Here is a 25,266-nt window from a genome sequence, read left to right on the forward strand (position 1 = left end):
CTTATTAACGATTGACCAGTTTTGCCGGAACACGCAGAACCAGACTGGCACCGAAAATTAATACTGCTGTGATTAAGAACATGCCGATTGCATTTGAACCTGTGTTGGTAGTGACCCAACCGATCAAATAAGGTGAGCAAAATCCTGCAAGATTGGCGAAGCTATTCACTGCTGCAATACCTGCCGCTGCGGAAACACCACCCAAAAAGTTGGTCGGTAACATCCAGAATAAAGAGGATGCCGTCAGCACACCTGAGGCTGCGATGCAAAGGCAAATTAAAGAGAGCGTTAGATTTGAAGCGAATAAAGTCGCAAATGTGAGTGCTATAGCGCCTGCACACATCGGAATAATTAAGTGCCAGCGGCGTTCTTGGAAATGGTCACCACTACGCCCTGCCAAAATCATGACCACAATGGCACACATATAAGGCAGGCTTGTGAGCAAACCTATATGCCAGTTATCATTAATGCCCGAGTTACGAATGAGAGTTGGTAGCCAAAATGTAATGGCGTATTGCCCCATCACGACACAAAAGTAGATCCCTGCCAGTAGCCATAACCGTTTATCTGCGATGAACTCTTTGACGCTAGCATGACCTTCTTTGTGCTGGTTGTCTTGAGCAAGCTCTTGCTTCACCAAGTTTTTTTCGTCTTGGGTTAACCAGTTAGCGTCTTGAACTGAATCTTTTAAAACAGCAAGTACTAGCAAGCCGACAACCACTGTGGGAATGGCTTCAATTACAAACATCCACTGCCAGCCAAACCAGCCATGTACGCCGCTCATTCGGTCCATGATTAAGCCTGAAAGTGGCCCACCAATCATTCCCGAAATTGGAATCGCGATAAACCAAAGTACGGTCATGCGCGCACGGCGGTAAGATGGGAACCAGTAAGTGAGGTAGAGCAACAAACCCGGAGCTAGCCCAGCTTCAGCAACACCAAGCAAAAAACGTAAGGTGTAAAATTGCCATTCGGTTTGAACAAAAGCAAAACAGCCTGACAAAATTCCCCATGTAATCATGATTCGGGCAATCCAACGTCTCGCACCTACCTTGTGAAGTACAATGTTACTTGGCACCTCACAGAGAAAATAACCAATAAAGAAAATCCCTGCGCCTAGTCCATATACAGCTTCACTAAACTGTAAATCGCTCATCATTTGGAGTTTGGCAAAACCCACATTTACCCGATCTAAATAGGCACAAAAATAACAAAGCATTAAAAATGGCATGAGCCGAAATGCAATTTTTCGATACGCCGATTTACGAACCGTTGTATCTACTTCAGATGAAAATACTGTATCCATCATGCGAATCCCTTTACATTTGGCCACAGTATCCTCTTGTGACCATCATTCTATTTTTAGTTTTTAAATGACAAGCATTAATGAATCAGCATGCCACCATTTACATCGAGTGTGACACCAGTTAAGTAAGCTGATAGATCACTTGCCAAAAATAGTGCTGCATTTGCAACATCTTGTGCTTTACCTAAACGGCCCAGCGGAATACCAGCCAGAATGTCGTGACGACGGTCATCATTCATTAAACCGCCAGTAATATCAGTCTGGATTAGGCCCGGAGTAAGAGAATTTACACGAATCTGGTCACCACCAAACTCACGAGCCATCGCTTTTGCTAGACCTAACACTCCTGCTTTAGCAGCGCTATAGTGTGGCCCGCCAAAAATACCGCCACCACGTTGTGCTGAAACTGAAGATAGACAGACAATACTTCCACCACCGTTTGCTTTCATAGATGGAATAACAGCTTGCGACATAATCAGTGTTCCGCGCAGGCTGACATCTAAAACACGGTCATAGTCATTGCGTTGAATATCAAGTGTTTTGATAGGCTGAGTAATGCCCGCATTGTTAATTAAAATATCAATCTTTCCATAGTGCTGTAGCGCTTGTTCAACAGCAGCTTTGACCTGCTCTTCATTTGCAACATTGGCAGCAAGACCCATATGTCCTTCGCCAAGCGCCTTTGCAGCGTTTTGGCTTTGAGCAAGATCTAAATCAACAATAATGACTTTGGCACCCTGTTGTGCAAAGATTTCTGCGGTTGCTCGCCCAATTCCACGTTCTGATGCTGCACCGGTAATTAATGCCACTTTTCCTTGTAGTAACATATTCAATCCTCTTTTACGCTTTATTTCCTGAGTTCTGACTTAGAATCTCTTTTTTCACAAAGCCCAGCAATCATCTCGAATTCAACAAGACATGAAAAAAATTCATGCCTATGCTATTTTCAAATAAGTTTTAGGGATAAAAACGGATCATTTCATGGATAGTAGTGAAAACAATTTCAACCAGATGCCCTCAATTAAAACCTTACAGGCTTTTGAACAAACCGCCCGTTTCGGCAATGTTGCCAAGGCAGCCGAGCATTTGAATCTCACTCCTTCGGCAGTGAGTCACCAAATTGCTAAGCTTGAAGAAATGATTGGGCAGAGTTTATTTATTCGTGGTGCGCGTGGTGTGACGCTGACCCCTTCTGGCGAACGCTATTTTCAAGATGTCACCACCATTTTGCATAACCTCATGTTAGCGACTGAAAAAGCTGCCGATAAAAGCCCTAAAGACAGTTTATATATTCATTCATCCCCAAGTTTCGGTTTGCTTTGGTTGCTCCCTCGCCTCGAGTCATTTAAAGAAAAGTTCCCCATGATTCAGGTCAACTTGTCATGTTCTTATGAAAATTTGCACTTTACTCGCGACAAGATCGACATTGATATTCGTCATGGTTTGCCCAACTGGACAGGGGTAGAAATCAGAACCATTCGTAATGAAAAGTTAGAAGTGCTTGCATCCCCCAAACTACTTGAACGCAGTCCAGTAAATAAACCTCAAGATTTATTAAAAAAAGAACTGATTTTATCGCGCTCGACCTTGGTTACTTGGCCACAATGGTTTGCCCATCAGGGCTTAAGCATTCCTGAGTTTCCCTATACTTTGAGTTTTGACCGCTCTTATATGTCACTTGAGGCAGCCACACACGGACTAGGTTTTGTTTTAGAAAGTAATTTACTCACTCAAAATTATTTGGAATCTGGAAAATTAGTTAGAGTTTTTGCAGATGAACTATCAATTCCTATCTCTGCTCATCACTTGGTATATCCTCGAACCCACCAATTTATTCCTAAAATTGAGCTGTTTTTAAACTGGATTCATGATGAGCTGGCAGATTGAGAAATCATTTCTTAAATGATCTGAATTTCCTCAATTCTTAAGTGATGCATCATCTATCGAACAAATACAAAGTAGGTAAAAACATAAAGCTGATTTGGTGCCACTTGATTTGTGTAGTAGCTCAAACGCTCTATAAAATCATTAAATCCATGCTCAAGCTCAATACGGCTGATTTTCTTTTTTGCACTAAAAAATAACTCACTGAGTTGTTTCATGGCTACATCAGACGTAACAGCTACACCACTTATCTTTAAATTTCTGAGTGGCTTTGACTCGATGATCTCTTCAATGAAATAAATCATCTTTTCGATAGCAAGTTCATCAATCACGCCATCGCTGACACTTTTTGAATTAACAAAACCTAAGCCCTGCTCAAGGTGAATGTGTTGGCTGTCTACATCAAACGAGAGACTATTTAGACCAAGTGAAAATTTTAAAACCGAGTCGGAATGAGTCATAAAAATAACTTACCGTTGAATTTTGCTCATAAGATTAGCTTCTTTATAAGCATAAATTGAACCAGTTTTTCCAATATTTAACATTAACTAATCGATTATTATTAACACTATATATAATAAAAACCTCTTTAAAAAGATGAAAAATCAATCTTATATTCATCCAGTCTTACTATTACAAAATAGAGTATAAGCATGAAAAAATTAGCAATTTTAGGTGTTACGGTTTATAGCTTTGCACAACTAGCAAATGCAGCAACGTTAAATGTAAAACCATATGGTACGACTCAAGACGGCCAAAAAGTTGATTTATACACCATGAGCAATAACAAAGGAGTCTCAGTTTCTTTTATTAGCTTCGGTGGTGTAATTACACAGATTTTGACTCCCGATGCCCAAGGTAAACAAAATAATATCGTTTTAGGTTTTGATGATCTAAAAGGCTATGAAGTCACTGATACTAAGGAAGGCATTCATTTTGGCGGATTAATTGGTCGTTATGCGAACCGTATTGGCAAAGCTAAATTTAGCTTAGATGGAAAAACATATAATCTTGAAAAAAATAATGGGCCGAACTCATTACATAGCGGCAATCCTGGTTTTGATAAACGTGTATGGCAAGTTAAGCCCTTGGTTTCTAAAGGTGAAACCGTTAAAGCTTCTCTTAAGTTAACCAGCCCAAATGGTGATCAAGGTTTTCCGGGAAAATTAGATGTGGAAGTGATCTACAGCCTTTCAGATCAAAATGAATTCCAGATTGAATATAAAGCCAAAACTGATCAACCGACAGTCGTCAACCTCACCAACCACAGTTATTTCAACTTATCAGGCGCTGGCAATAATCCTTATGGTGTACTAGATCATGTGGTACAACTCAATGCAGACCGTATATTAGTAACCGACCAAAACTCCTTACCAACAGGTGAAATTGCTTCAGTTGCAGGTACACCTTTTGATTTTCGGACGCCTAAGACGATTGCGAAAGATATTCGAGCGAATAATCAGCAATTGGCCTATGGATATGGCTATGACCAAACTTGGGTAATTAATCAAAAGTCTCAAGGGAAACTCAATCTTGCAGCTAGTGTAGTTGATCCAAAATCTAAACGGACCATGCAGGTTTTAACTACTGAACCAAGCATTCAAATGTATACAGCCAATCATTTATTAGGAAATATTGTTGGCGCAAATGGCGTACTCTACCGACAAGCAGACGCACTAGCATTAGAAACACAGCATTTTCCAGATAGCCCAAATCAACCATCCTTCCCTTCTACACGTTTAAATCCAAATCAAACGTATAACAGTGTTACCGTATTTAAGTTTGGTGTTCAAAAATAGTCTTTTGAATTGACACTATATTTATCTAAAAAAAGACTCTCAGCTGAATATAACTGAGAGTCTTTTCCTTTATTTAACTTTTGTGTTAGGTAAAAATACAGTTGCAAAACCAAGTAATGGCAACAATGAACATAAACTAAATACCCATTCAATGCCGTTAATATCAGCTAAATGTCCTAACCCAGCTGCGGCAATACCACTGACCCCAAACATAAGACCGAACATTAAACCTGCAATCATACCCACACGGCCCGGAACAGCTTCTTGTGCGTAAACCACCATTGCAGCAAAAGCAGACGACAACACTAAACCTGCAATAATTGAGAAAACTGTTGTCCAAAATAAGTTTGCATACGGCATCATTAATGCAAACGGTGCCATACCAATAAATGAAACCCAGATCACTGCTTTACGGCCAATTTTGTCACCAATTGGGCCACCTGCAAACGTACCTAAAGCAACGGCTGCCAAAAAGGCAAACAAATGCAACTGAGCCGTTTGAATGCTGATATGGAACTTTTGAATTAAGTAAAAAGTAAAGTAGTTACTAATGCTGGCAATGTAGGTAAATTTAGCAAACATCAACACACTAATTGTGCTCAAAGCAATAATCAGCTTACGGCCATGCAATTTACTATGTACTTGGGTAGCACGTGCAACCACCTGACTTTTAGCATGGCTCACTGTCCAACGGCTTACGCCAAATAAAACCCAAATCGCTAAAAGCGCAAATATCACCAAGCCCGCAACTGCATGCTGCCCAAATGGAACAATCAGTAAAGCTGCTAACAATGGGCCAATGGCAGTACCGGTGTTTCCGCCCACCTGAAAAGTCGACTGAGCTGTACCGAAGCGCCCGCCCGATGCCATTCGTGCCACACGTGAAGCTTCTGGATGAAAGGTTGCAGACCCCACCCCAATAAGTGCAGAGGCACATAACAACACAGCAAAACTTGGTGAAAATGCTAACAAGATAATGCCGCAGAATGTGACAACCATTCCGAGTGGTAGAAGATATGGTTTTGGATGTTTATCGGTATAAAGTCCAATCCAAGGCTGTAGCAGTGAACCTGTAATCTGGTATACAAACGAGATTAGGCCAACCTCCGCAAAACTCAGCGAAAAGTTTGCTTTTAGCATTGGATAGATGGCTGGTAGCACCGCCTGAATTAAATCATTCAGTAAATGTGCGACTGCCACGGCGCCTACAATTTTAATAATCATTCCTTGAGGCTGATCATTTGCAACGGTATTGGCAATACCATCTTTCAATTGTATTGAAGACGTCATACCTGAAAAACTCCAATATTTTTAAATGAGATGCTTATTGTAAATTGTCGCTTATAAAGTTATCTTCCAATAATCATCGTATAAGTGACAATTTTTAGGATAGTTTATGTCCGATTCTCTTATTCAGTCTGATTTGTCTGAACTTGTGATTGGGCTATCTTCTGAGCATTCTTACCGAGAAATCACCCCTACCCATACGCATACACGTGCGCAGTTTTTATATGCCTCTACTGGAACTATTCAGGTTTTTACACCTAATCATGTGTGGATTGTGCCACCCATGTGCGCGTTATGGATTCCAGCACATGTAGAGCACAGCGTGATTTCACTGAGTCACGTTAAGTTAAATACGGCATTGGTTGAAGTAAATGCTGCTGCTCTAATGGGACAATATTGTTTTATTATTCGGGTAAGCAACCTGTTGCATGAGCTTTTGATTCGTTTAAATGAAATTGAACGAGAAGACACGCCAAATACAGCAACCTCTCAAGAACTTTCCCGTTCTTTACAAATTTTGATTTTTGAAGAAATCCATCGAGCCAATTTATTGCCTATCCAGATACCTTGGCCGAAAGACAAACGATTATTAAAAATTTGCCAAGAGTTATTACATACGCCTGACCATTCAAAAGATTTAACAGATTGGGCTGATGATATTGGTGCGAGTTCTAGAACCCTAATGCGTATGTTCCAAAAAGAAACTGGACTGTCATATCGGGCATGGTTACAACAAATGCATATTGCACTTGCCTTGAGTAAAATCGCGAATGGTGAATCTATTGCTCAAATTTCAGAGTCACTGGGGTATACAAACCCCAGCGCGTTCAGTGCAATGTTTAAGCGACATCTAGGAAAAACACCTCAGCAGTTTAGAAGTGCCGCGATGTCGCTATAAGTCTTTTTTTTGCAGGTAGGTCATGCTTTTCGAGCAAATCATCGAAATCATGATAGACATGCAGTTCTCGATCTTTACCAGTTCGGGCATGGTCTAAGCGCTGCTCAGGGTCGACTAAAACAAGAGTATGGCCATCATCAATCAGACGATCTACGCCTTCTAAAAACATACGTTTACCCACATCGTGGATAAGTGAAATCTGGGTTAAATCAATAACGATCGTGCTTTGGTCAGTTGTCTCGTCTTGTAAAATACGCAACAACATTTCAGCTTCGGTAAATTTCAATACACCCCGAAGCACATACACACTTAATGATGCATCTTTTCCAGTACGATAATGGCTTTGTACAATAGTCTGGGCAGAAGGTGTACCTTCCATGAGATGTAATCCCATATCACGAGATAATCGTTCTAAAATATCAATACCTCGAACACTATGACCATGCTCATCTAGTCGAGGTGAAAAAGCAGCAATACTGACCTGCCCCGGTAGCACACCCAAGATACCGCCTGCTACACCACTTTTAGCAGGAATACCTACAGTTGAAAGCCAGTCACCCGCTGCATCGTACATACCACAGCTCATCATGACACTGAGGACTTGTCTAACTACAGATCGATTCAATAGGCGTTTTCCAGTTCTAGGATCGACCCCGCCATTAGCAAGTACACTGCCCATACGTACCAAGTCTTTAACTGTAACCATGATCGCACATTGACGAATGTAACCATTCACAATATCGACAGGGTCAGTTTCCAAAATCCCCACCGTGCGCAACATATAACCGATCGAAAGATTACGGTAGGCTGTTTTGACTTCCGAATCATAAACAGACTCATCAAAACTTAATTCACGACCAGCAAGCTCGCTCATAAAACGGCGTAGAATTTCTGCGCTATGTAAACCATGCTTGACCTGAATTAAGGAATGTACAGTAATTGCACCAGAGTTGATCATCGGGTTTTTCGGACGTCCGTCTTTACCCAATGAAATTTCATTAAAGGCTTCCCCCGAAGGCTCTACCCCTACTTTCGCAAGTACTGCATCAATGCCAAGCTGTTGTAAAACATAGGCATATACAAATGGTTTAGAAATTGATTGTATGGTGAATTCAACATCATCATCGCCAACCGAATAAATTTCACCATCTACCGTAGACATTGCTAAAGCTAATCGATTTGGGTTTGCATTTGCCAACTCAGGAATATAATCGGCGAGATGACCGCTGTTATCGATGTCACAGGCTTCTATAACATTTGCCAAATATTCTGGGAGAGGGGTTTTCATGGTTAGCAACCTTAAATGAGGAGATTTACAACATCGCGTAAAATTTCAGCACAACCTGCTGATAATATTAAAATTATATCTTTTGTAATGATTTAAATATCACGCTATAAGTATTCTAATTCCGATGACTTACCCTTTTCAAGCTCATTATAGGTTTTTCAAAACTTTAAACTGAAGATTAGCTTATTCTTTCTACAAACAATATCCCATTTAAATGATCGACCTCATGTTGAACAATACGAGCAGGAAAACCATGAAAAATTGTTTCCACCGTCTCGCCCTGAAGTGTTAAATATTTAACCTTAACCATTTCGGCACGTTCAACTTGTCCACGTTCATCTGGCACACTTAAGCAGCCTTCTTCACCTAAACAAACTTCGTCTGAGAACTCTAATATCTCAGGATTCACCATGACCACTGCTTCCATTTCAGGTGCATCGGGATAGCGTGGGTTTGGTCGAGATGCCACAATAATGACACGTTTAGAGATATAAATTTGCGGTGCGGCAATCCCTACTCCATTACGCTCAAGCATTGTTGCATGCATAGCGTCAGCAAGCTGATAAAGCCAATTACTGTTTAACTCATTTACCGAAACGGGAGCCGCAATTAGTTTTAAAATATCTTCGCCACGCTTCGCGACAGGTAGAACTACACTCATCCTTTGAATCTCTCATTAAACTGGCTATGACAAGTTTTATTGTGTCGCTGAACGACTCAAAAGAAAAGTCATTCCTACATCTGTTTTTGTTTCATCTAAAGCGTTTTTTGTTTTAAAGCTTTTTGTTCTGAGTAAGTCCAATCGACATCGTCCTATAGAACAAATTTCCTCCATTTACTTTTACTTCACTTTTCCATTAATATCCAAACTTCAATTACAACAATTAAGTAAAAAATGGATCAGGACTTAACTTTGCAGGATGCGAACTATCTTAATAAAGAAGATAAACGAACCCTTGCCCTTTCTTCATTGGGTGGAGCTTTAGAATTTTACGATTTTGTGATTTATGTGTTTTACGCCAAAATCATTTCCGACCTCTTTTTCCCAAGCACGCTTAGCCCGTTTTGGGCCATGCTTAATACTTACGGTATTTTTGCAGCAGGTTATTTTTTTAGGCCTTTGGGTGGGGTTGTTATGGCCCATTTTGGTGATTTGGTCGGGCGTAAAAAACTATTTTCGCTTTCTATTTTACTGATGGCACTGCCTACCCTTTTTATCGGGATATTGCCGACCTTTGAAAATATTGGGTATGTGGCACCGCTACTTTTATTGCTTATGCGAATGGTGCAAGGTATTGCAATTGGGGGTGAAATTCCAGCCGCATGGACCTTTGTGTCTGAACATGTACCCGAAAGAAAAATTGGGCTGGCAAATGGTTTACTCACTGCCGGACTGTCTCTAGGAATTTTATTGGGTGCGCTCATGTCTTTATGGATTTCGCTGAATTTTAGTGAAGGACAAATCCATGACTGGGCATGGCGTATTCCTTTCATTGCAGGTGGTATTTTTGGTCTGGTTGCACTTTATTTACGAACTTATTTAAAAGAAACGCCTGTGTTTAAAGCCATGCAGGCTCGTAAAGAAATTTCTAAAGAAATGCCTGTAAAACAAGTCTTAAAAACGCATAAAACAGCTGTTGCGATTGGCATGTTATTTACATGGTTTTTAACAGGCTGTGTGGTGGTGGTGATTTTAGCCATGCCAAATTTATTAACTGGTACGTTTGGCTTTGAGCGCGCACAGACTTTTGAAATGCAAAGTGCAGCTATTATCATGCAAATGGTCGGTTGTATTTTGGCAGGCTATTTTGCTGACCGTTTTGGCTGTGGCAAAGTCATGATGGTCGGTGCGCTTGCCGTGGCACTCACAGCAGCAGTTTTTTATAACAGTTTGGGGCACGCGGCACATTCAACCATTTTTGGTTTATATATGTTGTTGGGTCTATGCTCTGGTACCGTCGGCATGGTGTCGAGCAGTATGGTTAAAATGTTCCCCGCGCCTGTTCGCTTCTCGGGCATTTCATTTTCTTATAATTTATCGTATGCAATTGTGGGTGGTATGACCCTGCCTTTAGTGCATTGGCTCAGTCAATATAGTGATATTGGTGCGATGTATTATATTTTCGCACTGACCATTTTGGCCTTTGTAACTGCCTTTGTGTTTCGGAATAAGTTTGAAAAAAACAGGTATTAAAAATTTTCACTTATTAAATAAAAAACCACGCCGATTGCGTGGTTTTTTAATGCTGCTTATTTTAGAAAGTAAACCCGATATTAAAGTTAATACGGTATAACCATTTATCACTATTTGGTGAAGTTGCAGAGGTATAACCCGTTGAGTTGGTTGCCCCACCAATAATGTTAGAGTTTTTACCCCACGTATAATCTGCCCAAACCATAAATGGTGAAGCAATAAACATCATCCCTGTGGTATTCATTTGCGAGTCTGACCAATCATCACGTTTTTTATCAAGATAACTATAATCATTATAAAACTTAATGGCTTTTAGCTTGCCCATATTGGTCACAGGCAATGTATAAGCAAGGTTTAAACTGGCAATGGTTCCTTCCGAAGCAATGAAATAAGCAGGCGTAAGGCCATTTGCCCCCATCAAAGTCATATCACTATTTACACCATCCGGATTTTTAGCATCGTACTGATAATGAATGACCGAACTTTGTAAGTTAAAGCGCTTATAGTTGTTTTCGGTATGCAAACCAACTGCATAATATTTGCCGTCTTTATCGGTAATATCATTATGTAGCTGGGCAATTGCACCCGATACACCAAACTCTTGTTTACCGAAATCAGTTTCTAACTTGCGCACAATGCGGGTATTCACCTGATTGCGCTTTTCATTTTGATAGGCTTTTTGAGATGGAAATGCATTTCCTGCTAAGTCATCATAAGTTGCACTCTCAGGGGAATAACGCAAGTTAGTCTCTAACATTTGCGGGTAATAACCGAGTTTTACATCCCAATCTTTGTTGTGATAATTCCAGTTAATCCCCGGTGCAATGTTATTGCCATAACCTAAAAAGAATGGAATGTGATAGGTCCAGCCATTTTGCGGGTAAGGATAAATCGTAAAAGGCTTATAAACCAAACCTGCTTCAATGCTGTTATTGGCATCTAAGTTATAGCCAACATATGCTTTTTCAATGGACGTTTTCTGTTGGTCTTGAAACATATAGCTGGCATTGATATAGGCATCATCAAATTTACCTTTGAGATCAACCCTGAAAATATCAAAATGGAGCTTACCAAAACCACGGTTTGGCCCTTCCCAATCTTCATAGCGTTGATTTAACCGAACCACCCCACCTAACTTTAATGAGTCGGTGCCGTCATCACTTTTCCATTCAAGCAATGAGTCTTTTGCAAATGCATTGACGCTTACCCCCAGCGTAAGCGGTGCAATGAATGCCATGATCAATGAAGTCTTTTTCATCTCTACATCCTTGATTGAGTTCCAGCGTCCTGCTGGAACTTTATTTGTTTTACCTGTAAAACTTCGTTTTTATTGTTTTTTAGACAAAAAAATTTATCTAAAAAAAGGATGGCTTAGCAGCTCCCATCGCATATGTACTAAACCATCCAAACTGGTTAATACAGTTTCTTTTGCGGTGGACCCGCGAAGTTTAATGGTCCAATCGAGTTCATATCGAGCTCAATCACGGTTGGCCCTTCAAAAGCAACAGCCTCTTGAATAACCGTTTTAAACTCATCTGCACTACCCACTTTCCAGCTTTTCACACCCATTGATTCGCCAAGAAGTTTGTAGTCTGGCGTATGCAATTCATTGAAATACTGACGACCACCAAAGTAGTTATTTTGAATGCCACGCATTACGCCATAACCACCGTCATTCATAATCATTAAGACCATGTTGGTGTTTTCTTGCACCATAGTTGCAATTTCACCAATACCCAGCATTAAGCCGCCATCACCGACTAAACCAATTACTTTTTTATCAGGGTTAGCAACTGAAGCACCGATTGCTGTTGCAAGGCCTAAACCAATTGCACCCGCGAGTGAGTGGATGTTTTGGTTTGGTGCTTGTACTGGGAATAAACGACTGCCCCATGTACTACCCGACATGGTGATGTCACGTACAAAAATACCGTCTTGAGGTAAAGCTGCGCGCAAGTGATCACAAATTAATGCGTACTGATCGATTTGTTTACGCAGTGCATCAATTGCAGCCTGTTTAGCAGCCACTACAGCAGCATCGTAATCGGCATCAACTTTTGAAGTCCCCTGAAGCTGTTCCAACACACGTGTTAAGACATCTTTGGCATCGCCACAAATGAAGTTGCGGATTTTGTAATTACGTTGCTGAGCCACTGGGTTTGCATCTACCTGAATAATGTTTTCAGGAAATTCAACCGAATAAGTTTTAGTTTCATTACTACGTAAACGAGAACCCACCACAACCATTAAGTCTGCATCTTTTAATAACTGCTCAACACCTGCCGAGTTATGGAAAGCACCTAAACTACGTGGGTGATCATCTGGCAACACCCCACGAGCATGAGTCGATGAAACAACTGGAATACCTAAATCTGCAATTGCTTTAACTTCGGCAATGCTATTTAAAGTTCCACCACCAATCCAGAAAATCGGGCGTTTTGCTTTTTTGATTTCGCTTACAAGAAGGTCAATTTCAGTTTGCTCTGCCTGTGGTAACTCAAGCGCTTTGACTGGCCCAAGATTAAGTGGCAAATCGATTTCCGCTGCTTGTACATCAATTGGTAGCTCAACACTTACTGGTCCCATTGGAACTGTAGTTGCTACACGGATTGCTTCACGTATTACGCCAACAGCATTGTCTGGACTGGTAATACGGAACGCCGCTTTGCTCGATGCACGCAAGAATGTAAGTTGGTCTTTGGTTTCATGGATGAAGCTTGCATCACGGTCGAGATATTCACGCTCAACTTGACCTGTTAAATGCAATACAGGGCTACCCGCATTCATTGCTTCAATCAGTGAACCTACGGCATTACCTGCCCCAGCACCTGTACTGGTCAACGCTACACCTAGGCCTTTAAAGCGTGAGTGTGCATCTGCCATGGTAACTGCGCCAGCCTCACCACGGGCTGCGACAAAGCGCATTTTTTCACGGCGCCCTACCGCATCGGCAATAGGTAAATTGTGGATGGAAATAACACCATAAATACTATCAACTTGGTGCGCTTCTAATACTCTTGCGATTGCTTCGCCTACATTTACACGTTCAGTCATGTCTGTTCCTCAAAATTTGTTTTCAGTCCTTGAATTTATTAATCGCACCAAGGGTTAGGCTGTTCATTCAGCCCCATATAAATACTCTTTTGTTGCATGTACGATAGAATGCCCAAACGGCCTTTTTCGCGCCCGATACCACTGTCTTTAAAGCCACCAAACGGCGCACTAATCGAGAATTTTTTGTAGGTATTAATCCATACCGTTCCCACCTCTAAGGCACGTGCGATGCGCCAAGCTTTACGATAGCTTTCAGTCCAAATACCTGCGGCAAGACCAAAACAACTGTCATTGGCTTGGGCAATTAAATCTTGCTCGTTGTCATATTTCATAACCACTAAAACAGGGCCAAAAATTTCTTCTTGACAGGTTTGAGCACTGTTATTTAAGCCTGTGATAATGGTGGGTAAGTAATAGCTTCCTTTGGCATAGTCACCAGTAGTAAGTGCCTCACCACCAATCAGAACTTGACCACCTTCGCTTTTAGCAAGCTGCACATAGCGGTCGACGGACTGCAAATGTTTGTCATTGACCAATGGCCCTAAATGCACCCCCGCCTGTTCTGGATGGCCCACACGTAAGCCTTTGGTGATTTCAACCAAACGCGTTAAAAACTGATCGTAAAGACTGCTATGAATAAACAAGCGAGAACCTGCGATACACGCTTGGCCTGCCGAGCTAAAAATACCGTATGCGACACCTTTAGCCGCCAGTTCGACATCTGCATCCGGCAAAACGATGGTTGGTGACTTACCACCTAACTCAAGCGAAGTGGTAATCAGTTTATCTGCGGCAATGTGTGCCAGATGACGACCCGTGGTTGTTCCACCTGTAAAAGAAATTTTACGAACCATTGGGTGCTGAGCAATTGCATCACCAATTACAGAACCACGCCCCACTAACACACTGAGTAAACCTTTTGGTAAGCCAGCTTCTTCAAAAATTTTGGCAAGCTCTAAAGCAATCAGTGAAGTCGCTTCTGCTGGTTTTAACACCACGGCATTTCCTGCTGCCAAAGCAGGAGCAAGCTTTTGAACCTCACTCGCAATTGGAGAGTTCCAAGGAGTAATAGCTGCTACAACACCTACAGGTTCATGCACACTCATGGTCATAAAGTCTGGAGCACGTTGAGTGGTAAGCTCATCGTTCAACGTTTCACATGCCGCAGCAACATAACGTGCAGTCGCCGCAGCGCTCATCACCAAACCACGAGTTTCGGTTAAAGGCTTCCCATTATCTCGGGTTTGCAGTTTCGATAATTCATCTACACGTGCTTCAATAATGTCTGCAACTTTGTAGAGAATACGGGCGCGCTCATGCGGTAAGCTGTTTCTCCAGCTCGGCTGACGCCAAGCCTGATCTGCTTTTTCAATTGCTTCATTTACATCATCAAGCGTTGCCGTTGAAAGCTCTGCATTAACCGACTGATCTGCCGGAAACAGGCTTTGAATGACTGCACCACGGCCTAATCGCCATTCACCTGCAATATAAATTTCCTTTGCCATGATCAAATCCTTCTTAAATCTGTATTGCTTCTACACTGTTGCGACAAGCACGAATCACGCTAAGCGCAGCCAAAGTTGATGTTTTTGGGTTACTTGGCAACGGCACGCCCACCAGTTCAATGGTCATTTGCCCAAAGCCACCTTCTGCCACAATGGTGTGTTTGTTTTTGTTGATGGTTGGATCAACAGTTAACTCAACCATGGTTTCATCCATTCCAAGCCCTGCAAGCGCAATGGTTGCTGCAACATTGGCATTGGCTGGAAATTTGGTCGCAGCTTCACGGGCAGTTCCTGTGAAAAAGACTGTAGGTTCTGAAACATGGTCTAAATCGACCAATTGCTCTGCATAACTGCCCTTCCAACTTTTTGGGCTTTTACAGCCTTTGTAAGTGACTTTTTGCAAACCACCTTCTTTAGCCGCAGAAATACCGTCAATGCCTGCGATAGCCCCTGCAAGTAAATGCAGATGGGCATCATTTTTTTCGGCAGTTTGTTTAAGCTGAACCAAAAACTCGCTATCAGCCAAAGTACCCACCGAAATCAGACCAATGGTCCAGCCTTTCGCTAAAACTTTTTGAGCATGCTCTTTCACTGCTGCTTGACCTGCCACCTCAATGACATAGTCTGGCGTACCATCGCATTGCTCAATATCTGAAATCACCTGAATCTCGGAAGAGACTTGTGACTGCACTTTTCCAATACTGCGAGATGGCACTACAATCCATTTGAGTTGCAGATCTTGAGGCAAGTGGGCATACACTTCTGCTGCCATTGCGCCAAAACCAATCATCATCAACTTTTTCATGACAGCACCTGATATTTATAAATGTTTGTTAAAACCACCTGAGACATCTATTGCCGAACCTGTGGTGTAAGATGCCAATGGTGATGCCAAGAAAACTAAAGCACGTGCAGGCTCTTCTGGTCGGCCTAAGCGCTGCATAGGAATGCCACGATTTTTTGCGATATTGCCGGTCCACTCTTCCCATGACAGATTTAAATCTGAACGGGTTTCATAACGGCGTTTCCACTGCGCAGATTCGACCATACCGAGTAAAATCGAGTTCACACGAACGCCATATTGAGTAAACTCATGCGCCAATGAATGGGTTAAATTCAACAGCGCAGCGCGTGCAGATGAAGTCGCAATCATGTGCGGTTCTGGTTGCAATGCCAGTAACGAGTTCACATTGGTAATTGAGGCATTTGCCGACTGTTTTAAGTCGTCGAGAAAAGCCCGTACCGGGTGTAAGACACTGAAATATTTCAGCTCGATTTCTTTCATCCAGTCTTCATCTTGTGTGTTTTCAAAATTTGAAACACGGCCTTGCCCAGCATTGTTAATGAGCATGTCCACATTGCCCAAATTGAGTTTGACCTCTTTGGCAAATTGCTGAACTTCTTCTTTTTTCAACACATTACATGCTTTGGTAAAAATATTGGCATGTGGAAATTTTTCTAAAATATAGTGCTTAGAAGCATTTAAACGTTCTTCATCGCGACCACACCAAGCAACTTTTGCACCCTCTGCAACCAGTATTTCAACAGCAGCCAGCCCAATCCCAGATGAGCCACCGGTAACAACTGCAACTTTTCCTTCAACTTGGAAGCTCATAATCCTTAATCTCTCTTACGATTGTTCCTGAATCGTCAACATAATTTGGTTAAATGCTTGCGGTTGGTCGACATAACTTAAATGTCCGGCATCTTCTATGACGAAGCGCTGTTCCAACTGCAATTCCTGAGCAAGCTCTTGTATACCTAACGCAGGAGTGATTTGATCTTGCTGCCCTGCAATCACTGTGCATGGGACTTTTAAATCGGTTAAGTAATTACGTATTTCGTCATATGCCAATAAGTACGATGCATGGGTGAAACCTTGTAAGGTCAACTGCTGCATTACTTCTGAAACTAAAGCTAAGGCCTGTGGTTCTTGTTTATAAATCAAATGAGGTCCACGGCTTTCGGCCATTCCTTTAGCACCGAGTTCTTTCAACATTTTTGGTCTTTTTTCAAAAACCTGAATCTGTGTCTGTTCATCGTGGCGTTGGTAGCCTTGCGCTAAGTTAGCAACAATCAAGTGTTTCACTCGCTCTGGGTAAAGTGCAGCAAATGCACTGGCCTGTAAGGCACCTAATGAGTGTCCCACCACAATCGCTTTTTCAATTTTTAAAGCATTGAACAACCCTGCCAAACGCTTTGCGTAGTCGGTAGCATTGGGCTGATCAGTTAAAAGTTCATCTGATTTGCCATAGCCCGGTGCGTCCCAGGCAATGACATGAAAATGATGAGACAACACTTCAAGTTGGTTTACCCATGAAGCAGAACCTGAACTAATGCCGTGCAACAGCACAAGGTACTCGCCCTGACCGGCTTCCCGATAGGCTTGCTGCTGGCCTTGAACAGTAACGGTTTTCACCGGAAATTCTGCTAACTTTTCAATGAGTGTCATCATTTTCAATTCTTTCCTTCATTCACTTCATCAAACAATTAACGTTTGATTTGAGACAACGGATGCTCTGGTGGATAGTTCGGAATTGTTGGTTTACCTGTTCCCAACATCACACACATCAAGGCATCTTCTTGACCTGGGTTAAATAGACCACGGTAAATACCTGGTGGAATTGAAATCAGGTCACGCTCTTTTAAACGGGTTTCAAATTTTTCGCCGTTGTGCTCAATGAACAAATCAATTTCGCCGCGAAGCATAAAGAAAACTTCTTCAACATCGTGATGAATATGCAAAGGACCTTCACACTGTGGTGGCAGAACCATGGTTGAAAACGTGAAGTTTTCTGCTGGAACGGTGTTACCGTCATTTGCAACACCTGTTGCACCCGTACCCATGTAACGCATTTGTGCACGGCGATATTTCGGGTCGTAATCTGCTTGGAACTTCAAAGCATCGAAGTCGTATTTACGTGTCTCAAAGCGAGCAATACGTGTGTTTAACCAATCTTCTAAAGAAGCACCCTCTGGTTGTGCCCACGATTCGAATTGTTGTGTAGTCATTTTTTAAACTCCTATACAGTGAATTAATAACGTTTTAAAAGAGGAACCAAGAACAACGACCCAATGACAGCGACGGCAGCCAAGAAGGTAATTCCTAAATTAAAACTATGTGTTTGCATCACGATGTAACCGATAAGAACAGGCGCAATTGCACTTGCAAAATTACCTAAACCGTTAAATATTCCACCCGCAGTCGCACCTACATTTGAGGTCGTCACTCTTGCAAGCAGAGCAAATACAGCTGCTACTCCAAAACCCCACGCCATAGCACTTAAAGACATGGCAGCAATAATCAATAGTGGCTCAGTCATTATGACCATCACATACATGAAGATGCCCGCGAGTAATAAACCGCTAAATACTTGAATTGCACGGCGGCCTAACTTGTCAGATAAAAACGCACCGATAATTTCGCCAATTAACATGGCAATGAACGGAAAGCTTGAATACATCCCAAACTCTTTGAGATTGAATCCTTTGTCTTGCATTAAGTAAGAAGGAACCCAGCTGTTTAAGCCCCACAAATACGTCATCAATGCAATGTTAAAGAGACAAACCAACCAGAATGCGCTGTTGCTGAGCAGCAATTTAGTATTAGTAATGTGACCTTTGAAATTAGTGCGTTTACTCTCGCCCTCAATTTCGACAGTTTTCTTGAGCTGCAAGTTACGCAGACCAAAAACAATGCTAAAAATCGCAATCAGGGTTAGCGCAGCCATCACAAAAAACGTGGTGTGCCAGTCGTGGTGAGCTAAAACATTTGCAGTGATCGGGAACCCAAGAAATGCACCTATTGGCGTTCCAAGTAAGAACATAGTAGAAGCACGTGCCTGCTGACGGTCTGTGTAAGTCTGCTTAACAATGGTATATGCCAAGGCAAATAAGGGACCTTCAGCTAAACCAAGCAATACACGTAAAATCAACATGCCTGAATAACTGGTGGTAAACCCCATGCAAAACATGAGTACGCCCCACGATGTTACGCTCCAGAACAGCATTTTCTTTGGGTTAAAAATGTCACCCAAAAAGCTTAGAAAGACTGATGAAAAACCATAAGCAAGTAAGAAACTTGTCATGAGCCATCCGAGCTTGGCCTTATCTTCAGCAATTCCCATTGCACTTTGAAAATGAGGATCTGAAAATAAAACCGCAATACTAATCTTGTCGAAAAACGCCAGTACCACACACACCATAAGGACAAAAGCAGGTACCCAATGCTTCAATCCACTTTTTTCTTCATTACTCATGTGTCATTCCTTCGATTTGGTAATGAGAACTAGATTTAATGTTTACGGTTTTAACTTCATGACATTAAATTCAGCATCTGCTAATAATTTTGGATCTAAAACGGTGTTGGCTTGCATCCAACGTTTTGCCAGTTTGACCAGTTTAGAATCATTAATGGCAATCATGTTGAGCAAACGATTTTCATGGTCCAGATATAAATAACTCACCTGATCTTCCCCGCCTTGGCGAATGACGACTTCCTTCGTTTTTTCAGGCTGATAAGTACCTAAAATCTGGATATTAAAGAGATATTGATCTGACCAAAGCCATGGAATATCGCTATATTCAGTTTCAATTCCGAGCATCGACTTTGCTGCTGCAATTGCCTGATTTTGTGCATTTGCCCAAGACTGAATGCAATAACCCAAGCCCGGATGAATCGCGACATCACCTGCGGCATAAATGTTTTGATCTGAAGTTTGCCCAAAACAATTCACTACAATGCCATCTTTCACATCGAGACCAGCATGTACACCTAACTCTTTGGCAATTTCAGCGCCTGCACCTACCACAACACAGTCAAATAACTGACTATTTTGAGGATGGTTCACCACTTCAACTTTCTGATTCGGCGCTTCAACTAAATGAAGGCTCTTGCTGTCTAAATGAATTTTTGTGCCTTGGGTTTCATGCATATTTTTTAAAAATGCAGAAACTTCCGGACTCACGCTTCTTGCACATAAGCGGTCGCCATACTCAAAAATATGAACATCTTTACCTTGCTTACGTGCAGTTGCAGCAATTTCTAAACCAATCCAGCCACCGCCGATCACAGCGACATTTTTGGCATTCTTTAAAATTTCAGCCAAACGCTCACAGTCATGCACATTGCGTAAAGTCACAACATTTGGAATGAACTGCCATGTATTGACGGGTACACGTGCACGGCTTCCAGTTGCAATCAGCAATTTGTCATACGGTAAAATCTGACCACTTTCTAAATGAACCTGTTTTTGCTCACGATCGACTTTTGTTGCAATTTCCGGTTTATGCCATTGAACGTTGAACTCTTGAACCTGTTCAGGTGAGAATAGATTCAAACTTTCATACGTTGCTTCTTTTGAAAGTACTTGCTTAGACAGTGGCGGACGCTCATAAAACACTTGATCTTCATTTGAAACCACGTGAATTTCGCCTACATACCCATTTTGACGTAAGGTACTTACTGCCCAACCCGCTGCCTGTCCGGCACCTACAATTACGATCTTTTCCATAGCCATCTTCCTTGTAAAGCAATCCCTGTTAAACAGGCTTCACCTGACGGCGGGTTGTGTCATCAAGACCACCTTCAATCGCCCATTCGGTGAAAAGCTCTAGACGATGTTCTTCTACACGAGGTTGCCATTCTTCTGTCAAATAATCATCGTTGGTGTAATATTCAAATGCACCACCTAATGGTGAGTTGACGTACCAGAAATAAGCAGAAGAAATTGGATGACGTCCGGGTCCAATAAAGGTTGACCATTCCGAACGATTCATATTTAAACCGCCCCCAATCACCTCATGGATATCACGTACTACAAACGCAACATGATTTAAGCCAGCAGGTTTATTTGGAACACTGAGCAAGAATAAATCATGGTGATACCCTTCACCGCGACAACGTAAGAATGCACCGCGATTTTTGTAAGCATCAGATAAATGGAAACCTACTTTCTCGATATAGAAATTTTCAGTTGTTGCCAAATCCGGTGTGAAAAACACCACGTGTCCAATCGCAACAGGCTGACCTTTTTCATAGACAGGACTTGCTGCATTAACACGTTGAATGTTGCCGTATTGGTTAATACCTTCCGTTTTAAGTTCAGGTACTTCTTTAACAAAGCTTTGTTCAAAACGAATGGTCATGCCATTTGGGTCAAGGCACTGAACTGTATTTTCAGTACGTTTAAAACCTTCTACATCGGCCAAACGAGCTGCCAACTTATCAAGGTCTCGAGTACTTTCAACACCCCAAGTCACTTCACGTAAAGTTGAACCTTGCTCAATAGCAGGCGGTAAACGATCATCATCACAATTAAATAGATAAATTTTGCTACCGTTTTGAGTTTGGTAAAGATCAGTGCCTTCAATATCCGAAGCACTTTGGCTTAAACCAAAATCTGCCAAAAACTTGTTTGAAGCGGCTCTATCTTCAACTCCAAACTTTAAAATCTCGATCCCTGTAATCATTTGACTACTCCTTAGTTAAAGACAAAACCGCCATTGACCGGAATATTTTGACCTGTCACAAAAGAGGACAAATCCGACAGTAGATACAATGCTGTTCCATTTAAATCTTGTGGAAGTTGCTGACGTTGAATCGCTCTTCCGTTGACATATAAATCGTGACGTTCTTGAGGTACATACTCGGTTGCTTCAACCAGAGTAAGGCCCGGTGACAATGTATTGACACAGATATTAGATTGTCCCAACTCTCTTGCCATTGAACGCGTCATGGCAACAATTGCACCTTTACTTGCAACATAAGCCATCAAGTTCGGTGCGCCCCAAAGTGCTGTATCGGAAGCAACATTAATAATTTTGCCTGCAGCCGATTGCTTTAAATGGGGAACGCATGCCTTACTGATCAGCCATGTGCCTTTCACATTAATATTCATGACCCGATCCCAAAGTTCAGGATCGTAATCAATCATATTTTTTCCACCGACATTGGTCGCCAGTGCTGCGCAATTCACAAGGCCATCTAGCCCCTGTAATACTTCAACACTTTTTGCAACCGCATTTTCAATAGAGTCTGCATTGGCAAGGTCAACTGTTACTGCATGAACGTTTAGCCCTTGTTGCTGTAACGCTTGCGCTTCTTGTTGCACCAAGTCAGACAAAATATCTGCCATCACAACTTCAGCACCAGCCTCGGCAATGGCTTGAGCGAAATCTCGGCCTAAACCACGCGCAGCACCAGTCACTAAAACTTTTTTGCCTTGCAGCAACGCTACATTAGCCATGAGCTTCTTCCTGCATCTCGATACGGTTTGATGCATTTAGCGCAGCAATTTTCTTTAATTGCTTTTCAGCTTCTTTCTTCATTAAACGGCGTAAACGTGCAAGCCCTACATCGTGTTGATATAAGAATTCTCGTGCACGCGCATTTGGCGCAAGGTTTTCTAAAATAATTCGGTCTTGTTCCAATACATCCCAATGCAACTGTTCTAAATGATTGCGATATAAGAAGCGCCATACATTACGTTGCCAACCACTTACCTTACGGCAGCGCCAGAAAAATACGCGAGTATTGTTGGCATCAATTGGCGTTGCATAACCTACAATCCAGAATTCGCCACCTGGGCCAAATTGTTTGCGGTATGGAATTGAAAGACGTAACCAGCTCGCACCTGTTGAACCGTATTCAACCCAGTCAAAGTTCACGCCTGTTTGACCTTCTTTTTCAAAAACAAAGCCATTATCAGTCGTGCGGTGCTTCATCTCTGCAGTACGTTCACCATCTGCCATTGAGTGTGATGTCGCGTGTAAATAGGTCCCATGCATTGGGTCCATCACATTATCAATCGCATATTGATGGTTTACTTTCCAGTCTGCTTGGCAAAGGAACGCACTCCATTCTTCACTTGCAAGTTGCTCTGGGAACTCAAGCGGCGCTGGTTGTTCATTTGCATCAATACCAAACCAGATGAAGATTGCACCATGTTGCTCAATTACAGGATAGTTCTTTAAACATTTAGTTCCGGTCATTGGACATTCATGAACTGCTGGCACATCGGCAACAACACCATCAGCACGAACTTCAACACCGTGATACCAGCAAGCAACTCGGTCACCTAAGTTCCAACCAAGGGAAAGACGAGCACCGCGGTGTGGACAGCGATCTTCAAGTGCATGAACCTGACCTTCGGCATCACGCCAAACCACAATATTTTCGCCTAAACGGGTAATTCCGACTGGATTAGCAGCGACTTCCCAACTTGCCAAAACCGGATGCCATTGGTCACGTAAACCAAGTTCTAAATATTCTTCAGCGCTTTGTGAAGTTGATACGATTGCGTTCATTTTATTCTTCCCTGAATCAATAACCTAAACGTTGCATTTCTTCTGTAAAGCTTGCAGAAGTCCATTCATCACCAGATTCACAGCGGAAACCCTGTTGATTAAGTGCAGAAACAACGTCATCTAACTCTGTTGCGCCCGCAGAAAATGCCTGAATCAAGTTTTTTACAAAATCCTGTTCGTAGAGCGTTGGTTCTTTATAACGTGTCTGCCAAACCAACAATTCAGATTGACCTGGAATTTGAATATTGTTGATACCTGCTTCGGTTGCTGGCGTTGCATGAATCCAGCTTGCCAACTTTTCATTAAATGTCTTCATTGTTCTGCTTCCTTGTACATGTGAGGACTAGAGTTGAATTTGAATATCCTGTCCTTCAACACGAACTGGGTACGTACATAGGTTTCTACACCCTGGCCCACTTTTTAGCTCACCTGTCTGAATGTCAAAAATTGCTTCGTGCAATGGACATTCAACAGTCTGATCTTCGATAAATCCTTCGGTTAATAAGGCATACGCATGAGGGCAAACATTTTCGATAGCAAAGTAATTTTCATCGACAAAAAATACGCCTATTTTTTTCCCTTCAATTTCGATGGCTTTCGGCTCATCTTCGCTAACGTCACCCTGCTGACAAACTGAGATCCAACTCATACCTTGCGTCCTCATTTTGTTTTATATACAAAACATAATTTGATTTTCAAAACACAAGCTAAGCATAATCCCCTTGATCATTTTTTGTCAAAGTAAAAATAAATATAAAATTCATTGGTTTATTAATTTTTAAATATTTTGTTACGTTTCAAGAAGGAAACAAAGTTTTAAATATAAAAATTGTTTTATGCATTTTTAACAATTACAATAGTTATAAAATAAAGCAGCATGCCCCAAATTGAATCATGTTTTATTTATAGGAAAATGACACGAATGAGCATAGCAATTGATGAAGATTCGCAAGAATCGGAAACAACAAAAAATGATGATCGATATTTAGTACCCGGACTTGTACGGGGTTTAGCTATCTTGCAAGCATTTAATCAACAAGCGCAAGAAATGACCATTACAGAAATTGCTGAAATTTTAGAAGTGAACCGTTCTAGTGCATTTCGTCTGATCTATACACTCGAATCTTGTGGCTATTTAAGAAAAGCATCTCAAAAAACTTACGCTCTCGATTCAAAAGTTATGGAACTTGGTTTTAACAGTTTATCTAAACTTTCATTACTTGATTTATCGACACCTTTAATGAAAGAACTACGTGACCAGACCAAACTCGCAGTACATCTTTCAATTTTAGAAGGCACTCATATTGTCTTTGTAAATAATATCCAGTCGATGGGAACCTTTACGAGCAACATTAGTTTAGGAACTCGCTGGCCTGCCCATGCAACCGTCATTGGTCAAATGCTTTTATCTGATTTACCTGAAACGGAAGTACGTCAGCGTTACCGCAATTTTAGCGATTGGGACAGTTTCTCTGAACTGACGCCAACTAATTTAAAAGCTTTATTGCAAAGACTCTCTTACGTAAAAACTCAAAAAACCATGGTGAGCTGGGGTCATTACAATCATGATATGGCAGCCTGTGCGGCGCCTATTTTTAAACAATCAAATGGTAAAATGGTCGCTGTTATCTCTGTAAGTTGTCCAATTACGACTTATGATGAAAGAACATTTAAAGAAGATATCGCAAGTTTAGTTGTTGAAACAGCTAATAAAATTTCCAAATTTATTTATTAAAAAAAGCGA

General features: G+C 41.6%; 24 protein-coding genes and 1 pseudogene. 5 read left to right on the plus strand and 20 right to left on the minus strand.

What is annotated here, in order from left to right; translation table 11 throughout:
• Positions 1-4 precede the first annotated feature (4 nt).
• The gene (locus J580_RS10750; RefSeq protein ID WP_017387125.1) at positions 5-1,306 is read right to left on the minus strand and encodes an MFS transporter; all 1,302 of its coding nucleotides are present in this window, start codon (positions 1,304-1,306) and stop codon (positions 5-7) included.
• A gap of 77 nt (positions 1,307-1,383) precedes the next feature.
• Positions 1,384-2,133 (minus strand): SDR family NAD(P)-dependent oxidoreductase, encoded by a 750-nt coding sequence (locus tag J580_RS10755; protein WP_000926503.1) that lies wholly within the window; start codon positions 2,131-2,133, stop codon positions 1,384-1,386.
• 184 nt (positions 2,134-2,317) lie between these two features.
• Here J580_RS10755 and J580_RS10760 point away from each other — a divergent pair, with 184 nt between their 5' ends.
• On the plus strand, positions 2,318-3,193 hold the full coding sequence (locus tag J580_RS10760; RefSeq protein WP_081037658.1) for a LysR substrate-binding domain-containing protein: 876 nt from the start codon (positions 2,318-2,320) through the stop codon (positions 3,191-3,193).
• Between the two features lie 53 nt (positions 3,194-3,246).
• Here J580_RS10760 and J580_RS10765 read toward each other — a convergent pair whose 3' ends face one another.
• Positions 3,247-3,651, minus strand: coding sequence for a hypothetical protein (locus J580_RS10765; RefSeq protein ID WP_050675753.1), 405 nt, complete (start codon positions 3,649-3,651; stop codon positions 3,247-3,249).
• Between the two features lie 192 nt (positions 3,652-3,843).
• Between J580_RS10765 and J580_RS10770 the strand changes: the two genes are divergently transcribed.
• Positions 3,844-4,989 (plus strand): aldose epimerase family protein, encoded by a 1,146-nt coding sequence (locus tag J580_RS10770; protein ID WP_032004166.1) that lies wholly within the window; start codon positions 3,844-3,846, stop codon positions 4,987-4,989.
• A 69-nt stretch (positions 4,990-5,058) separates the two neighbouring features.
• Here the strand turns inward: J580_RS10770 and J580_RS10775 are convergent, their stop codons facing one another.
• Positions 5,059-6,279, minus strand: a complete 1,221-nt coding sequence (locus J580_RS10775) for an MFS transporter (RefSeq protein ID WP_032004167.1) — start codon at positions 6,277-6,279, stop codon at positions 5,059-5,061.
• Between the two features lie 106 nt (positions 6,280-6,385).
• Here J580_RS10775 and J580_RS10780 point away from each other — a divergent pair, with 106 nt between their 5' ends.
• On the plus strand, positions 6,386-7,174 hold the full coding sequence (locus J580_RS10780; RefSeq protein WP_032004168.1) for an AraC family transcriptional regulator: 789 nt from the start codon (positions 6,386-6,388) through the stop codon (positions 7,172-7,174).
• Here J580_RS10780 and J580_RS10785 read toward each other — a convergent pair.
• Positions 7,141-8,462 (minus strand): annotated as a pseudogene (locus tag J580_RS10785) (glutaminase). The gene J580_RS10780 and the pseudogene J580_RS10785 overlap by 34 nt on opposite strands.
• Positions 8,463-8,640: 178 nt before the next feature.
• Positions 8,641-9,123 (minus strand): peptide deformylase, encoded by a 483-nt coding sequence (gene def / locus J580_RS10790; protein ID WP_032004170.1) that lies wholly within the window; start codon positions 9,121-9,123, stop codon positions 8,641-8,643.
• 234 nt (positions 9,124-9,357) lie between these two features.
• Between def and J580_RS10795 the strand changes: the two genes are divergently transcribed.
• Complete coding sequence (locus J580_RS10795; RefSeq protein ID WP_032004171.1) at positions 9,358-10,656, plus strand: MFS transporter; 1,299 nt, start codon at positions 9,358-9,360, stop codon at positions 10,654-10,656.
• Between the two features lie 61 nt (positions 10,657-10,717).
• Here the strand turns inward: J580_RS10795 and J580_RS10800 are convergent, their stop codons facing one another.
• From J580_RS10800 to J580_RS10865, 14 genes are all read right to left on the minus strand, one after another.
• A complete protein-coding gene (locus J580_RS10800; protein ID WP_032004172.1) occupies positions 10,718-11,914 on the minus strand; it encodes a hypothetical protein in 1,197 nt (398 codons plus the stop codon).
• A gap of 155 nt (positions 11,915-12,069) precedes the next feature.
• Entirely contained in the window at positions 12,070-13,710 is a 1,641-nt protein-coding gene (locus tag J580_RS10805) for a thiamine pyrophosphate-binding protein (protein WP_032004173.1), read from the minus strand.
• Positions 13,711-13,748: 38 nt separating this feature from the next.
• A complete protein-coding gene (locus tag J580_RS10810) occupies positions 13,749-15,215 on the minus strand; it encodes an aldehyde dehydrogenase (RefSeq protein ID WP_032004174.1) in 1,467 nt (488 codons plus the stop codon).
• 13 nt (positions 15,216-15,228) lie between these two features.
• Positions 15,229-16,020 carry an aspartate dehydrogenase gene (locus J580_RS10815; RefSeq protein WP_032004175.1) on the minus strand — a complete coding sequence of 264 codons (792 nt, stop codon included), beginning with the start codon at positions 16,018-16,020 and terminating at the stop codon, positions 15,229-15,231.
• 15 nt (positions 16,021-16,035) lie between these two features.
• Entirely contained in the window at positions 16,036-16,830 is a 795-nt protein-coding gene (locus tag J580_RS10820; protein WP_000009973.1) for an SDR family oxidoreductase, read from the minus strand.
• A 15-nt stretch (positions 16,831-16,845) separates the two neighbouring features.
• The gene (locus tag J580_RS10825) at positions 16,846-17,670 is read right to left on the minus strand and encodes an alpha/beta fold hydrolase (RefSeq protein ID WP_002117692.1); all 825 of its coding nucleotides are present in this window, start codon (positions 17,668-17,670) and stop codon (positions 16,846-16,848) included.
• A 35-nt stretch (positions 17,671-17,705) separates the two neighbouring features.
• A complete protein-coding gene (locus J580_RS10830; protein WP_002117566.1) occupies positions 17,706-18,227 on the minus strand; it encodes a cupin domain-containing protein in 522 nt (173 codons plus the stop codon).
• A 23-nt stretch (positions 18,228-18,250) separates the two neighbouring features.
• Positions 18,251-19,474 carry an MFS transporter gene (locus J580_RS10835; protein ID WP_017399048.1) on the minus strand — a complete coding sequence of 408 codons (1,224 nt, stop codon included), beginning with the start codon at positions 19,472-19,474 and terminating at the stop codon, positions 18,251-18,253.
• Positions 19,475-19,516: 42 nt separating this feature from the next.
• Positions 19,517-20,728 carry an NAD(P)/FAD-dependent oxidoreductase gene (locus J580_RS10840; protein ID WP_032004176.1) on the minus strand — a complete coding sequence of 404 codons (1,212 nt, stop codon included), beginning with the start codon at positions 20,726-20,728 and terminating at the stop codon, positions 19,517-19,519.
• Between the two features lie 28 nt (positions 20,729-20,756).
• Positions 20,757-21,686, minus strand: coding sequence for a VOC family protein (locus J580_RS10845; RefSeq protein ID WP_032004177.1), 930 nt, complete (start codon positions 21,684-21,686; stop codon positions 20,757-20,759).
• 11 nt (positions 21,687-21,697) lie between these two features.
• On the minus strand, positions 21,698-22,462 hold the full coding sequence (locus J580_RS10850) for an SDR family oxidoreductase (protein WP_005070723.1): 765 nt from the start codon (positions 22,460-22,462) through the stop codon (positions 21,698-21,700).
• The gene (locus J580_RS10855; protein ID WP_017387110.1) at positions 22,455-23,522 is read right to left on the minus strand and encodes an aromatic ring-hydroxylating oxygenase subunit alpha; all 1,068 of its coding nucleotides are present in this window, start codon (positions 23,520-23,522) and stop codon (positions 22,455-22,457) included. Before J580_RS10855 ends, J580_RS10850 begins: the two co-directional genes overlap by 8 nt.
• Positions 23,523-23,538: 16 nt before the next feature.
• On the minus strand, positions 23,539-23,838 hold the full coding sequence (locus tag J580_RS10860; protein ID WP_005070730.1) for a recombinase-like helix-turn-helix domain-containing protein: 300 nt from the start codon (positions 23,836-23,838) through the stop codon (positions 23,539-23,541).
• Positions 23,839-23,865: 27 nt separating this feature from the next.
• Positions 23,866-24,171, minus strand: coding sequence for a non-heme iron oxygenase ferredoxin subunit (locus J580_RS10865; RefSeq protein ID WP_002117586.1), 306 nt, complete (start codon positions 24,169-24,171; stop codon positions 23,866-23,868).
• Between the two features lie 273 nt (positions 24,172-24,444).
• Between J580_RS10865 and J580_RS10870 the strand changes: the two genes are divergently transcribed.
• A complete protein-coding gene (locus J580_RS10870) occupies positions 24,445-25,257 on the plus strand; it encodes an IclR family transcriptional regulator (RefSeq protein WP_017399043.1) in 813 nt (270 codons plus the stop codon).
• Positions 25,258-25,266 lie beyond the last annotated feature (9 nt).

The sequence above is a fragment of the Acinetobacter sp. 1542444 genome (assembly GCF_000581835.1).
GTDB lineage: Bacteria > Pseudomonadota > Gammaproteobacteria > Pseudomonadales > Moraxellaceae > Acinetobacter > Acinetobacter pittii.